This window comes from Streptomyces sp. SAS_281 (assembly GCF_052542855.1).
In genome coordinates this window covers 37385-50764 of the sequence record NZ_JBMNDO010000004.1, presented here as the reverse complement: position 1 = coordinate 50764, position 13380 = coordinate 37385, and the positions used below count along the sequence as shown (strand labels likewise).

Annotated in this window: 17 protein-coding genes and 1 tRNA gene; 3 read left to right on the top strand and 15 right to left on the bottom strand. The window is 71.2% G+C overall.

All coding sequences use genetic code 11. From position 1 onward, the window contains the following. Positions 1-40: 40 nt before the first annotated feature. Positions 41-562 (bottom strand): MarR family winged helix-turn-helix transcriptional regulator, encoded by a 522-nt coding sequence (locus tag ACN6LM_RS03040; RefSeq protein ID WP_445063695.1) that lies wholly within the window; start codon positions 560-562, stop codon positions 41-43. 249 nt (positions 563-811) lie between these two features. Between ACN6LM_RS03040 and ACN6LM_RS03035 the strand changes: the two genes are divergently transcribed. Then, positions 812-1024: a hypothetical protein gene (locus tag ACN6LM_RS03035; protein ID WP_161208819.1), complete on the top strand. Its 213-nt coding sequence runs from the start codon at positions 812-814 to the stop codon at positions 1022-1024. Between the two features lie 174 nt (positions 1025-1198). Here ACN6LM_RS03035 and ACN6LM_RS03030 read toward each other — a convergent pair whose 3' ends face one another. From ACN6LM_RS03030 to ACN6LM_RS03010, 5 genes are all read right to left on the bottom strand, one after another. Continuing rightward, positions 1199-2065, bottom strand: coding sequence for an RNA polymerase sigma factor SigF (locus tag ACN6LM_RS03030; RefSeq protein ID WP_445063694.1), 867 nt, complete (start codon positions 2063-2065; stop codon positions 1199-1201). 234 nt (positions 2066-2299) lie between these two features. After that, positions 2300-3187 carry an RNA polymerase sigma factor SigF gene (locus ACN6LM_RS03025; protein ID WP_445063693.1) on the bottom strand — a complete coding sequence of 296 codons (888 nt, stop codon included), beginning with the start codon at positions 3185-3187 and terminating at the stop codon, positions 2300-2302. Between the two features lie 251 nt (positions 3188-3438). After that, positions 3439-3732: a Dabb family protein gene (locus tag ACN6LM_RS03020; protein WP_164400049.1), complete on the bottom strand. Its 294-nt coding sequence runs from the start codon at positions 3730-3732 to the stop codon at positions 3439-3441. Between the two features lie 9 nt (positions 3733-3741). Further along, a complete protein-coding gene (locus ACN6LM_RS03015; protein WP_203600732.1) occupies positions 3742-3906 on the bottom strand; it encodes a hypothetical protein in 165 nt (54 codons plus the stop codon). A gap of 333 nt (positions 3907-4239) precedes the next feature. After that, complete coding sequence (locus ACN6LM_RS03010) at positions 4240-5397, bottom strand: DUF371 domain-containing protein (protein WP_445063692.1); 1158 nt, start codon at positions 5395-5397, stop codon at positions 4240-4242. Between the two features lie 99 nt (positions 5398-5496). Here ACN6LM_RS03010 and ACN6LM_RS03005 point away from each other — a divergent pair, with 99 nt between their 5' ends. Then, on the top strand, positions 5497-5991 hold the full coding sequence (locus ACN6LM_RS03005; RefSeq protein WP_445063691.1) for a TrmH family RNA methyltransferase: 495 nt from the start codon (positions 5497-5499) through the stop codon (positions 5989-5991). A gap of 11 nt (positions 5992-6002) precedes the next feature. On the opposite strand, the gene ACN6LM_RS03000 is transcribed toward ACN6LM_RS03005, so the two are convergent. The 5 genes from ACN6LM_RS03000 to ACN6LM_RS02980 all read right to left on the bottom strand — a co-directional run bounded on the left by ACN6LM_RS03000 (position 6003) and on the right by ACN6LM_RS02980 (position 8500). Then, entirely contained in the window at positions 6003-6665 is a 663-nt protein-coding gene (locus ACN6LM_RS03000) for an rRNA methyltransferase (RefSeq protein ID WP_445063690.1), read from the bottom strand. 176 nt (positions 6666-6841) lie between these two features. Then, a tRNA-Ser gene (locus ACN6LM_RS02995) sits at positions 6842-6929 on the bottom strand. 77 nt (positions 6930-7006) lie between these two features. Next, positions 7007-7504, bottom strand: coding sequence for a tRNA adenosine(34) deaminase TadA (gene tadA, locus ACN6LM_RS02990; protein WP_445063689.1), 498 nt, complete (start codon positions 7502-7504; stop codon positions 7007-7009). 9 nt (positions 7505-7513) lie between these two features. Beyond that, a complete protein-coding gene (locus tag ACN6LM_RS02985) occupies positions 7514-8062 on the bottom strand; it encodes a tRNA adenosine deaminase-associated protein (RefSeq protein WP_445063688.1) in 549 nt (182 codons plus the stop codon). A 192-nt stretch (positions 8063-8254) separates the two neighbouring features. Continuing rightward, positions 8255-8500 (bottom strand): hypothetical protein, encoded by a 246-nt coding sequence (locus ACN6LM_RS02980; protein WP_445063687.1) that lies wholly within the window; start codon positions 8498-8500, stop codon positions 8255-8257. Between the two features lie 116 nt (positions 8501-8616). On the opposite strand from ACN6LM_RS02980, the gene upp reads away from it, so the two are divergent. Beyond that, positions 8617-9252 (top strand): uracil phosphoribosyltransferase, encoded by a 636-nt coding sequence (gene upp, locus ACN6LM_RS02975; protein WP_164399753.1) that lies wholly within the window; start codon positions 8617-8619, stop codon positions 9250-9252. A 45-nt stretch (positions 9253-9297) separates the two neighbouring features. On the opposite strand, the gene ACN6LM_RS02970 is transcribed toward upp, so the two are convergent. The 4 genes from ACN6LM_RS02970 to ACN6LM_RS02955 all read right to left on the bottom strand — a co-directional run bounded on the left by ACN6LM_RS02970 (position 9298) and on the right by ACN6LM_RS02955 (position 13187). Next, positions 9298-9894 (bottom strand): LytR C-terminal domain-containing protein, encoded by a 597-nt coding sequence (locus ACN6LM_RS02970; protein ID WP_445063767.1) that lies wholly within the window; start codon positions 9892-9894, stop codon positions 9298-9300. Between the two features lie 131 nt (positions 9895-10025). Next, on the bottom strand, positions 10026-10322 hold the full coding sequence (locus ACN6LM_RS02965; protein WP_018101777.1) for a type II toxin-antitoxin system VapB family antitoxin: 297 nt from the start codon (positions 10320-10322) through the stop codon (positions 10026-10028). Positions 10323-10391: 69 nt separating this feature from the next. After that, positions 10392-11012, bottom strand: coding sequence for an HhH-GPD-type base excision DNA repair protein (locus tag ACN6LM_RS02960; RefSeq protein ID WP_445063686.1), 621 nt, complete (start codon positions 11010-11012; stop codon positions 10392-10394). Between the two features lie 93 nt (positions 11013-11105). Continuing rightward, positions 11106-13187, bottom strand: a complete 2082-nt coding sequence (locus ACN6LM_RS02955; protein ID WP_445063685.1) for a TerD family protein — start codon at positions 13185-13187, stop codon at positions 11106-11108. Between the last annotated feature and the right edge of the window lie 193 nt (positions 13188-13380).

Sequence of the window (13380 nt, the reverse complement as noted above, 5' to 3'; positions counted from 1 at the left end):
GGTGTGGTCGTAGCCATGTAAGTCCTTGTCTTTGCTTCTGTTACGCGGGTGTACGGGTGTACGAGCCGTCATGGCTGTCGTCCCGGCGGGAGTGGCATTCGCCGCTGTGCTTTCCGGAGGCGCACCCTCCGGTGCCGCGACAGGAGAAGCTGTCGCGCAGCCGGGCGAGCAACGTGTTGAGCTGTCCGACCTCGTCGTCGGACCAATCCTGAAGATGGCAGGCGAACATCTCGGTCGACCGGCGGGAGAGGTCCTCCAGCACCCCCTCACCCACGGGGGTCAGCCGCAGGATCCGGGAGCGCCTGTCCGCCGGGTCCGGGAACCGTTCGATCCAGCCCCGTTCCGCCACGTGGGCGACGTGCCGGCTGGTCACCGACATGTCGACCGCGAGGAGCTCGGCCAGCCGGCTGATCCGCATCTCCCCGTGCCGGCTCAGCAGAGTCAGCACGGCGGCGGAGCCACCGGGGCATTCGGCGGGCAGGATGCGGGCGAGACCCCTCTTGACGGCTCCGATGGCGCTCAGCTGCCGGGCCAGTTCTTCGTACTGACTCCGTGCGGCCACGGGACCCCCAGACAATCTCACCGGTCATCTTGTTGCTTAGGGCAACCATAGAAGCCGTTGGTTGCTGCAGGCAAACGAAAAGGGGCTTGCGGAAGTAAAGGAACGCAAAAGGGTACGCCGGGTGCTGGTCAAACCCGCAGTGTGTGCGGTAGAGGAGGGGGCGATGTGGTCTGTGCCACAGCAGTGGTGGATCGGTGGGCGACGCCCGGGGGTTGGGCCCTTCGCCCGAGTTCGCTAGGGTCCTGCGACATGGCACACAATCCCCACGCACCGCAGGGTCCCGAGGGCTCCTACGACCCGGCCGGCAGCACCCAGATGTTCCGCGCCTTCGTCGACGAGGGCGAACCGCAGCGCGCGCAGCAGCCCGCCGCCGTCTCCTCCGGGCCGAGGACCGGCCTGATCGCCGGAATCGTCGCGGTGGTCATCGTGCTCGGCGCGGTCGCCTGGCTCGCGCTCGGCTGACCCGACCCGTTCAGCGTCCCGTCCGCGCTCCGACCCGCATCCGTCTCCGCGCCGCTTCCTCGCCGACCGGCGAGGGGGCGGCGCTGTCGGTTTGCGGGCGCGGTCGTACGGGAACGCGCACGGCCGCCGAGGGGGCGCCTCGGCGGCCGGATGAGCGGGCTCTCGGTGCGGCGCTCAGTCCGCGATGAGCCCTTCCCTGAGCTGGGCGAGCGTACGCGTCAGCAGGCGGGAGACGTGCATCTGCGAGATGCCGACCTCCTCGCCGATCTGCGACTGGGTCATGTTGGCGAAGAACCGCAGCATGATGATCTGGCGCTCGCGCGCCGGGAGCCTGGCCAGCAGCGGCTTGAGCGACTCGCGGTACTCGACGCCTTCCAGTGCCGTGTCCTCGTAACCCAGCCGGTCGGCCAGCGAGCCCTCGCCGCCGTCGTCCTCGGGGGCGGGCGAGTCCAGCGACGAGGCGGTGTAGGCGTTGCCCACGGCCAGGCCGTCGACCACCTCCTCCTCGGAGACCCCGAGCGCCCGGGCCAGCTCCGGGACGGTCGGCGAGCGGTCCAGCTTCTGCGCGAGCTCGTCGCTGGTCCGGGTGAGGGCGAGCCGCAGCTCCTGAAGCCGGCGCGGCACCCGCACCGACCACGAGGTGTCCCGGAAGAACCGCTTGATCTCGCCGACGACGGTGGGCATCGCGAACGTCGGGAACTCCACGCCGCGTTCGCAGTCGAAGCGGTCGATCGCCTTGATCAGGCCGATGGTGCCGACCTGGACGATGTCCTCCATGGGTTCGTTACGGCTCCGGAACCGCGCCGCCGCGTACCGCACGAGGGGCAGGTTGAGCTCGATGAGTGTGTCCCGCACATAGGCACGCTCCGGGCTGTCGGTCCCCCCGGGGCCCGGGGCGGGGCCCAGCGCGGCGAGCCGCAGGAACAGGGAGCGGGAGAGCGTGCGGGTGTCGATGGCTTCCGGCGAGCTGGTGAGCGCAACGGGTGCGGGCTCGCTCTTGTCGAGCGTGAGCACCTTCGAGCTGCCCTGTTCTACGGACATGCCACCCCCTTGAGGTCGCGGACGGTCGCGGTGGCCACGACCATCGGAGGAACGCAGCCTCCACCTGAATACCGGCGGTGGGGCTGCGGCAAACTCACTTCCCGCAGAATGTCACATGTCGGCAACGCGCTGTAGTGACTTGTCGACAAGTCCAGGGGGAGTCTGCGCAGTTAACAAGGGGTGTGAGGCTTTTGGCTCCGGGGAAACGCCTCGGGAACGGTCTACCCGTTTCGGTTACGCCTCGATCCTGTTTGCGGATCGGAGTCTGGCGAAACTCCGGGCCAGGAGCCTTGACACGTGCATCTGGGAGACCCCCAGTTCGGCACTGATCTGGGACTGCGTCAGGTTGCTGTAGTACCGCAGCAACAGGATCCGCTGCTCCCGTTCGGGCAGTTGTACGAGGAGGTGCCGGACCAGGTCCCGGTGCTCGACGCCCGCGAGGGCCGGGTCCTCGTAGCCGAGCCGGTCGAGGAGGCCGGGGAGGCCGTCGCCCTCCTGGGCGGCCTCCAGCGAGGTCGCGTGGTACGAGCGCCCGGCCTCGATGCAGGCCAGCACCTCGTCCTCGGAGATCTTCAGCCGGTCGGCGATCTCCGCGGTGGTGGGCGAGCGGCCGTGCGCGGTCGTCAGGTCCTCGGTGGCGCCGGTGACCTGCACCCAGAGCTCGTGCAGCCGGCGGGGGACGTGGACGGTGCGCACGTTGTCCCGGAAGTACCGCTTGATCTCGCCGACGACGGTGGGCATCGCGAACGTCGGGAACTGCACACCACGTTCCGGGTCGAAGCGGTCGATCGCGTTGATGAGCCCGATGGTGCCGACCTGGACGACGTCCTCCATCGGCTCGTTGCGGCTGCGGAACCGCGCGGCGGCGTACCGCACCAGCGGAAGGTTGGCCTCGATCAGCGCGGTGCGCACCCGGTCGTGCTCCGTGGTGCCCTGCTCCAGGTTCTTGAGCTGCCCGAACAGCACCTGGGTGAGCGCCCTGGTGTCGGCGGTCCGGGAGCGGGCGGGGGCGGCCGTCTCGTCGGGGGTCTCGTGGACCGTCGTCTGCACCTGGCCCGGCGGCGGGGCGTACGGCCCGGCGGGCGGGGCGGCCGGTGCCGCCTGGTGGGCCTGGGGAGGCACTTGAGGCGCTGTACTGGCCGGCACGATGACGCCACCCCTTCGCGGTCGACAACTACGGCTTGCGGTCAACTTCGGTCGATCCATCCGTCAAAAGCGGTCATAGCATCACAAGACATGACCACTATGCGCAAGCACCCCATGGCGCCGTGTTGACCTCGCCCGGGTTTGAAACGGCCGCCGGGCGTCCGGCGGGCCCTGGACAAAGAAAAGCCCCTCACCGTCACGGTGAGGGGCTCGCAGGGCCGAAGGCGTCAGAACGGGTAGTCGGCGATCACCCAGGTGGCGAATGCGCGCCACTGGCCGGCGGCCGCCTGATGGTCGGGATGCTCGAGGTAGCGCTTCAGCGCGGCCTCGTCCGCGACCGCGGAGTTGATGGCGAAGTCGTACGCGATCGGCCGGTCGGTGATGTTCCAGGCGCACTCCCAGAACTCCAGCTCCGGGACGGTCCCCTCCAGCGCCCGGAACGCCTCCGCACCCGCGACGACCCTCGGGTCGTCCCGCTCGACGCCGTCGTTCAGCTTGAACAGGACCAGATGGCGGATCACGTGGTTCCCCTAGTTGACGAGCTCGGACATGAAGTCGCCGACGCTCTGCGCGGCGTCCGCGATGCCCTCGAACCCTACTTGCACCAGGTCCGCGGCCCGGGCGGGGGAGTTGATGATCGTGTAGAGCACGAAGACGCCTATCACGTAGAGAGCTATCTTCCTCGCTTGCGCCATCAGCCCCTGACTCCCCTTCGATCCCCTGCGGTTTCGATCCCCTGTGCGGTCGGGCGAGTCTATCCACACACATGCGCGGATCTGCCTGCCGTTTCCGTCACTTGTCGTCCACGGGGGGTCAGGGACCAACGTCCCGCGCACAAGGGCCCTTGGTCCGCCCGCGAACGGGGCCCGGCGAGGCAGGATGGAAGGTGAGCCCCTCGGTTTCCGAGGGGCCGGGAACGGGATCCCTGCTGGGGACCCATGCCGTGGCCTCCCCCGACCGCGGCAAGGAGCGGCAGGCCCCGTGACCGGGGGAAGCGGCACATCCCCCCGATGCCGCTTCCCCCTCCCCTACTTCTTCCCGCCGCGCTCCTCGTTTCGCGAGCCCTTGCTCCGGGAAGCCGGCGCATCGCCCAGCGCGTCGTACAGGTCCCGCCGGCTGATCCCGAACGGGCGGAGCACCGTGCTCAGGGTGCGCGCGGTGACCCCCTGCTCCACCAGCAGCGGCACCAGGGGCCGCAGGTCGACGTTCCAGGCGGCGCGCTGCGGGGGCGCGAGGACGAACACGCCCTCCTCCTCGCCCGTGAAGGCCGCCACCGCCTCGGAGAGCGGCAGCCACCTCACCCCGTGCCCGAGATCGGGATGCTCGTCCGGCACGGCGATCCGGCGGTCCTCCGCGGACCCGGCCAGCACCTCCGCGAGTGCGCCGAGGTCGGCGGCGGGCGCCCGGAACACCACGGGGGCCGGTGCCGTACGCAGCAGCTCCGCGTGCGGCGGGGCGGTGAGCGCCCGGCGGTCGGTCCGGCCCAGGTGGACCACCGGCGCGACCGGCAGGCCCGCCGCGAGCAGCGCCGCCACGGTCCCGGCCGCGTCGCCCGCCACCTCGAACCGGGCCCCCTGGCCTGCCGCGTCGGCCAGCCACGCCCCGGCCGCCTGCGAGACGCCCTCCAGCGGGCCGGAGACGGACGCGGCGATCACCCCGCCGTCCGCGAGGGCCGCGCGCGCCCCGTCGGGGACACGGGCCGCGTCCAGGTCGACCGAGGCGTCCGCGGAGCGCCACAGGAGCCCCGGGCGGCCCTCAGGGTCCGGCAGGCCGCGGCGGTGGACGAGGACCAGCGGCCGGCGCGGCCCGGTCTCGGTGACCGTCAGGGTCACCTCGGCGGACGGGTCTCCCAGCGCTGCCACGAAGTCCGGGTCGAGGTCGCTCGCCACCAGGGTGCTGCGGAAGGCGAAGGTGTCCGGTGAGGCGTGATCGCTGCGCCGGAGCACCAGGCGGTCGGTCACCTCGTGGTGCGGGTTGACCACGGCGGTGCCGGTCGCGACATGGGGCCCGGCCGCGAGGCGGACGGCGACGGGGCCGCGCAGGAGGGCCAGACCCTCCTGATCGAAGGCGGCGCCCACCCCTACGACGCAGGTCGCCCGGGGCGTGATCTCCTGCTCGCCGGTGAACTCCAGCGTCTTGGCGTGGGTCGCGCGGATGTGTCCGTGGCCCCGGGCGTGGATCTTCATTGCCTTCTCCAGGGCCTAGGTGCGTTGTCCGGACCGGTCATCGTAGTCCGCGCCCGCAGGCGCGGAGTGGTCCGGCGGGGGCCCAGTAGACTTCCCGGCATGTTCGAACACCTCCGCCATAAGCCGGGCACCCCTCTGCTCCGTAACCGCGAGCTCGTCATCGCGTGCTCGGCGTTTCGCAGCCGCGTGAATCTGTCCAGCGTGGTGCGTACGGCGGGGTGCTGCGGAGTCGAGCGGATCATCGCCTGTGGCAATGTGAAACTCGACCCGAAGATCGCGCGCGATGGTGCCGAGAACGTCGAGATCGAAATGCGCCGGAGCCTTCCGCCGGTGCTGAAGAAGATGCGCGAGGACGGTTACACCATCATCGCGCTCGAACAGGCCACCAATGCGAAGAGCCTGCACGAGATCAGCTTCCCCCGTAAGTCGGTCATCGTCCTCGGAAACGAGCGGACCGGCCTCAAGGAGGACGAGCTCGCGTGCGTGGACGAGTGCGTGGAGATCCCGGTCTGGGGCTCCCCGCACAGCTACAACGTCGCCACGGCCGGCGCCATGGCCATGTACGAGTACTGCAGGCAGTTCCCGACGGGCTGACCCGTCGGGCCTCACTCCTCGGGACCGGCCGTGACCGCTGTCAGGGTGGCGATGACCTCGGTGCTGTCGGAGTCCAGCCTGCGGGCCCACGACGAGGAGACGGCGGCGGCCTCGTCGGCCTTCGTGAGCTGGAAACCGGTGACCTTCCAGCCGGCGGCGAGCGCCTTTCCGGTGAGCACCTCTTCGACGTACGGAGGGGTCAGCTCCGGAAGGCCCTGGATGTCCCGCGGTACGGGCTCCCGCCAAATGCTGGTGCCGACCGTCGCGGTGAGCGGCGCATTCGGCTTGGCGACGGTCCGAAGCCCGCCCCAGATGTCCTCGTCGCCGCGCACGAGACCGTGGAGCAATTTCCCCCACGGCATCAGGACCAGCAAGGCGTCGGCGGCCCCCAGCAGTTCCTCCGGGGCATTCTCGATCGACGCGTTCACGAGCAGCAGATTGGGCACACCGCCCTTGGCGGGCTTGCGGCGGCTGCGAATGCTCGTCTGCGTCATCCGCTGCCAGGCCGGGTCCACGCCCACGACCAGCCAGTCCGGATTCTCCTTGGCGATGCGATAGGACGCCCGGGCGTCCCCCGTGCCGACATCGACGACGACCCGGGAACTCTCCTGGACCAGCCGCTCGAATTCGCCCTCGGCGGCCTTTTCGAGCTTCTTGCCCCGCACGATCTGCATAACGGCCAGTGCTTTCTTCTGTCGGCTGCCCGGCCGGCGGTGGCCGGCCCCGGCGGGCGTCCCGCCGCCCCCGGCATGATCCCCCAGCGCGGCGCCCGGAGACCAACCGGCACCGGGCGCGGGCACAACGCGAAACCGCCCCCGATCCGTTCGCACGGTTCGGGGGCGGTTCTCGCTGGCGGTAGCGGAGGGATTTGAACCCTCGGTGAGTTTCCCCACACTCGCTTTCGAGGCGAGCTCCTTCGGCCGCTCGGACACGCTACCGAGAGAGAGCTTAGACCATGTTGGCCGTACGTCGAAATCCGTTTCCGGGCGGCGGCGCGTGCCCCGGCCCCGGCAGGTCAGCGGTCCCGGAAGAAGGCCGTCAGCGGGGCCGCGCACTCGGCCTCCAGGACCCCGGCGACCACCTCGGGGCGGTGGTTGAGGCGGCGGTCGCGCACGACGTCCCAGAGCGAACCGGCGGCACCGGCCTTCTCGTCCCGGGCGCCGTAGACCACCCGGTCCACCCGGGCCTGCACCAGGGCGCCCGCGCACATCGTGCAGGGCTCCAGGGTGACCACCAGGGTGCAGCCGGACAGGCGCCACTCGCCGAGCGCTGCGGCGGCCCGGCGCAGCGCCAGGACCTCGGCGTGCGCGGTCGGGTCGCCGGTCGCCTCGCGTTCGTTGTGCCCGGCGGCCAGCGGCGCCCCGTCCGGGCCGAGGACGACGGCGCCGACCGGTACGTCACCGGTCGCCGCCGCACGGCCGGCCTCGGCCAGGGCGCGCCGCATCGCCGCCCGCCACGGGTCCCGTACGGGATCGGGCGGGGCCGGGGTGTGCGGACGGGATGCTTCGGTCACCCGCGGACCCTAGCGGACGGTCTCCAGGACCTCGGCCGCCCCCAGCGCGTCCGCGATCTCGGCCAGGGCGTCCGTCCGCAGCATCAGCAGCTCGGCCTCGGGGAGCCCGAGGTCGGACAGGACCCCGGAGTCACCGATCGGGCCGGCCGGGACGACGCCCGCGGAGGGCCCGTCGTCGTCATCGTCGTCGTTGGCGGTGGTCTCGGGTTCGCCGTCCTCGGTGCCGTCGAGGCCGACGAGCTCCTCCAGGGCGGCGATCGTGTCCTCGGCCCCTGGTTCGCGGCCGAGCAGTTCGTCGGTGAGCAGGATCTCCCCGTACGAGGAGCGGGCGGCGGCGGAGGCGTCCGAGACGTAGATCCGGGGGTCCTCCTCACCGTCCACCCGGACGACGCCGAACCAGGCGTCCTCCTGCTCGATGAATACGAGCACCGTGTCCTCGTCAACCGAGGCTTCACGGGCCAGATCCGTCAGGTCGGACAGGGTCTCCACATCGTCGAGCTCCGTGTCGCTCGCTTCCCACCCGTCTTCGGTGCGCGCGAGCAGTGCGGCGAAGTACACCGTGACTCTCCCACTGGTCTCGGGGCCAAGGGCCGGTCCGGGCGGGGAGCAGCCGGTGCTCCGGCTGCCCTGCGTCCCGCCCATTCGGCATCGTGACAGAAACCGGCGCTTCGCGAGAGCAGTTCGGCGGTTGAGTCGGCCATCAGTTCTCTCCACCGCCGTCACCAGCGGCTTTTCCGCAGGCCGGAGGGGCTACCAGCGGAACGTACGCATCCGCATGGCCTGGCGCATTCGGGCGGCTTTGACCCGCCGGGGCTGGACCCGGTCGCGCAGCGCCTTCGCCTCGTGGAGCTCACGGAGGAACTGGGCGCGCCGCCGTCGGCGCTGTGCGTCGGTCTCAGGTGCGCCGGGGGAGTCCGGTGCGTCGGGGGTGTCCGGTGTGCTTCGGGAAGTCCGCGCGTTCCCGGGGTTCTCGGCGCTCCGTGCCCCGTCGGCCATCGGCTCTTCACCCCCAAGGCTGGCTGCGTCGCTGGGTCCGTATGCCACCACCTTCCCCCCGAACGTGTGGATGATGCCAGCGCACGGGTGCGGGAGGCGCGGCTACGCTGGGAGTCATGCGGATCCACGTCGTCGACCACCCGCTGGTCGCGCACAAACTCACCACCCTGCGCGACAAGCGCACCGACTCCCCGACCTTCCGGCGCCTCGCCGACGAGCTGGTGACCCTGCTCGCGTACGAGGCGACCCGCGATGTGCGCACCGAACAGGTCGACATCGAGACCCCGGTGACACCCACCACCGGCGTGAAGCTGTCGCACCCCCGCCCCCTGGTCGTCCCGATCCTGCGGGCCGGTCTCGGCATGCTCGACGGCATGGTCCGGCTGCTGCCGACCGCCGAGGTGGGCTTCCTGGGCATGATCCGCGACGAGGAGACGCTCAAGGCGTCCACGTACGCGAGCCGGATGCCCGACGACCTCTCGGGCCGCCAGGTCTATGTGCTCGACCCGATGCTGGCCACCGGCGGCACGCTCGTCGCGGCCATCCAGGAGCTGATCAGGCGCGGCGCCGACGACGTCACCGCGGTCGTGCTCCTGGCCGCCCCCGAGGGCGTCGAGGTCATGGAGCGCGAGCTCGCCGGCACGCCGGTCACCGTCGTCACCGCCTCGGTCGACGAACGGCTCAACGAGAGCGGCTACATCGTCCCGGGCCTCGGCGACGCGGGCGACCGCATGTACGGCACCGTGGACTAGGCACTTCCCACCGGCCGCCCTCCGCCCCGGTGCCGTCCTCCGCAGTCAGCAGGAGGAGGGCGCCGGGGCGGGCTTCGTCAGCGCGGACAGCGCGGCGGCGACCGTCTGCGGCTTGCTGAACGCCGTGAACTTCTTGCCGATGATCAGATCGACCTCGCCGTTCTTGCGGGCGTCGGTCTTCGTCGTGGCCCCGGGCAGCTGGGCGCCCAGCACCGGGAAAGAGCCGTCGGCGGCGGCCGGGGCGCCGAGCAGGATGCCCGTACCCGGCACCTTCTTGTCGTACGCGGCGGCGGCGTTCCCCACCTCGCCGATCTTGAACCCGCGCTTCTTCAGCTCGTCGGCGGCGGACTTCGCGAGACCGCCGCGCGTGGTCGCGTTGTAGACGTTGACCGTGATCTTCGCGGGCTGCGGCAGCACCTTCGCGGGTGTCGACGCCTTGGGGGACGGGCAGCGCTCGGTCCGGTCGGCGGCGCTGGCTGTCTTGTCGCCGCCCGTGAAGACATCGATGAGCTGCAGCGTGCCCCATCCGGCCAGCCCGAGGGCGACCACGGAGGCGATGGCCGCGAGGACCACTTTGCTACGGCGGCGGGGACGGCGCATGCGGGGGTACTTGTCACCCGTGATGCGGTATTTTCCGCCCATGCCGGGGGGAGTGAGCATGCTCATGGGCGCAGCGTAGTGCGACCCGGTGATGATGCCTACTAAATGATCAATGGATCGCACCCGTCCGGGTGGGAAAACACCCGAACGAACCCCGTACGGGCTCCGAGGCGTCAGCCGAGTTCGAGCACGCGGGCGTGCAGCACCTGGCGCTGCTGGAGCGCGGCACGGACCGCGCGGTGCAGCCCGTCCTCCAGGTAGAGATCGCCCTGCCACTTCACGACGTGCGCGAACAGGTCGCCGTAGAACGTGGAGTCCTCGGCGAGCAGGGTTTCGAGGTCCAGCTGGCCCTTGGTGGTGACGAGCTGGTCGAGGCGGACCGGGCGCGGCGCGACGTCCGCCCACTGCCGGGTGCTTTCCCGGCCGTGGTCGGGATAAGGCTTCCCATTTCCGATGCGCTTGAAGATCACACGGAAAGCCTACCGGTCAAGGGCCACCGGGCGCAGCCACGATCGCCACCATGCCGCGTACGAGAAGGCTCACTTGCCCTTCGCCGCGGCTTTCGCGGCCTTCGCCGCCTGCTTGGCCTCCTGCTTGAACGCGCGCACCTCGGCCAGTGAATCCGGGCCGGTGATGTCCGCGACGGACCGGTGCGAGCCCTCCTCCCCGTACGGCCCCGCCGCCTCGCGCCAGCCCGGCGGCCGGACCCCGAACTGCTTGCCGAGGAGGGCGAGGAAGATCTGCGCCTTCTGCGTTCCGAATCCGGGCAGGGCGTTGAGCCGCCGTCGCAGCTCCGCCCCGGTCGTGGCATCGCTCCACACGGCGCCCGCCTCGCCGTCGTACTGCGCCACCAGGAACTGGCACAGCTGCTGCACACGCTTCGCCATCGAGCCCGGATAGCGGTGCAGCGCGGGTTTGGCGGTGAACAGTCCGGTGAACGCCTCCGGGTCGTACGCGGCGATCTCATGGGCGTCCAGATCGTCCTTGCCCATGCGCCGCGCCAGGGCGTACGGGCCCGCGAAGGCCCACTCCATGGGCACCTGCTGGTCGAGCAGCATGCCCACCAGGGCGGCGAGCGGACTGCGTGCGAGAAGCTCGTCCGCCGCCGGCTCCTGGGCGATCCGGAGGGTGATGTCTCGGCCATCGTGGCTCTTGGTCATGGGCGGCATCATGGCGAGCGCCGGGGGCGACGGCCAGCACAACCACCGCCGACCGAGCGGTTTGCAGCCGTTTGCCGGTCAGCGGGGCCCGGCTCAGGCCCCCACGGGCGCCGGGACCGGGGCGTCTCCCGGCTCCGGGGGCGTGGTGCGGCGGGTGCGGCGCTCGGCCTGCGCGAGGTGGGCGATCACGTGCGAGTGGAAGCGGTCCACGGCGTTGTCGACGCTGCGGATGAACCCGGTCTCCGCGTTGCCCCGTGTGGCGCCCATGCTCTTGAAGAGGGAGAGCCGGAATCCCGTGATCCGGCCGCCGTCGCGGGGAAGTACGTCGCCCGGCTCCGGACGGAGGCGTTCCAGGGTGCCGCGCGGGCCGCTCTGCCCCTCGACCAGCGTTTCGACGTGCAGATCGGCGGGTGCCTCGGCGAGCTGCCGCATCAGGCGCTTGGCCGACGTCAGCGGGTAGGCCCCCTCCGGCACCGGGATCTCCACGGAGGTGCGCAGCTTCCCGGTCCGCAGGTCGGCGACGATCCCGATGGTGCCGGGCGATCCGTCCACCCGCAGTTCGGCGGCGAGCCGCCCCTCCTCGCAGAGCCGGTCGGCGTGCGCCGCGCGCCGGGAGAGGGCGGTGGTGCCGCGCTGGGTGCGCTGGACGGGCAGGGCCTTCTGCCCCAGCTCGCCGCCGATCCGCAGGCAGACCTGGCGGATGAGCCGTTCCCAGCTCTCCACGACCTCGACGGCACGCGGGTCGCCCTGGCTGAGCGTCTCCTCGTCGATGCCGTTGCGCACGGGCACCCACGAGGGGCCCATGTTCTGGAATCCGTGGCAGCCGGAGTTCTCGTGCTGGAGGTAGTGCAGCAGCTCCTGGAGGAGCCACGCGTGGGCGGCGTTGCCCACGCCCTCGTGCCGGATGAGCATCTGGGCCTGGTGCGCCACCTCCGCCCAGGACAGGTGCCACAGGGCCACCTTGTGCTTGCGCCGCCCGTCCGTCTTGACCTCGACCAGCGGGCTGCCCTCCAGCGCCACGTCGTTGGAGAGCGTGATCACCGCCTCGTAGCCGCGGCGGGCGGCGATGTCCATGTAGTTCTGGACCTGCTCCGACTTCAGCGCGTTCCCGTTGGTCTTCGTCTCCACGAGCGCGGTCCACAGCTTCCCCGCCCGCTCGACCCGGATCACCCCGTCGGGACGCTTCGGGGTCTCGCCGTGCGGGAGGGAGACCTCGGTGAAGGTCTGCATGCGCCCGGCCGGGGCCCCGAAGGCGGCGGTGAGCCGGCGCCCGAACTCCGGCACCTGCGCCATCACGGACAGCAGCACGGAGGTCGCCCTGACCTCGCGCTCCTTGTCGCTCTTGAGGTTCGAGGCGGGGAAGAGCCGTGCGGCCCGCCAGGAGTCGTTCTCGGCGAGCGACTTCGTGGCGACGGCGGGCAGGGTCACCTTCTTCTTCGCCGTTCGGGCACGGGGCCGCTTGGGCGCGGGGGCGGACGCGGCCGGCTGCGCTTCGGCCGCCGGGCTGCGCGGGCCCGGCTGCGCGGGAAGCGCGGGGAGCGGCTGAGAAGGACCGGCGGACTCGACGGCGGACGCGGCGCCTTCCCCGTCGACCGGCTCCGCAACCCCGTCGGCGGTCTCGTTCTCCCCCTCGTCGTCCACATCGATGCCGAAGTCGGTGGCGAGTCCGGCGAGCCCGGTCTCGTAACCCTGGCCGATGGCGCGGTACTTCCATTCCGTACCGCGCCGGTAGAGCTCGCCGAAGATGAAGGCGCTCTCCACGGACGCGTCGCCGATCGAGAACCCGAGCAGCACCTCGCCGGACCGGTCGGCGACGGTCATCCGCAGGTCGTCCAGATCGCCGAAGCGGGAGCCGCCGTACCGGCTCGCGGCGACGACCAGGCGCTCGACGTCCTCGGGGACGGCGGTCAGGTCGAGGCTGATGCGGTCCTCGCTGCCACCGTCCGTCGGCGTCTTGCCGAGCAGCTGCACGCTGCCGTCGGCCGCGGCAGGGTTGTTGTAGTAGAAGAAGTCGGCGTCACCGCGGACCTTGCCGCCCGCGTCCAGCAGGAGCACGGACACGTCCGCGTCACCGTCCCCGGCGGTGCTGCTCCAGCTCAGACTCGCGATGACCGTGCCGGCATCGTCGCTGAGGTCCGCCAGCCCGACGTTGGCACCCTTGGTCATCTCACGCATGCAGTCCCCCAGACGCGCGGCCGCGTCGGGTCGAGCCCTGGCGGCGGCAGCAGGTTCTTCCGTGACACAGCGCAACTCGCCGCACACGGGAGAACCGTATCGCCCGTATGGACCAAAGGTGAAGGAACCGTGAAGTCCGATTGCGGTCCGCGCGGGGCCGAGGGGCCGGCCCCGCCGATATTGCGGGTCGCGC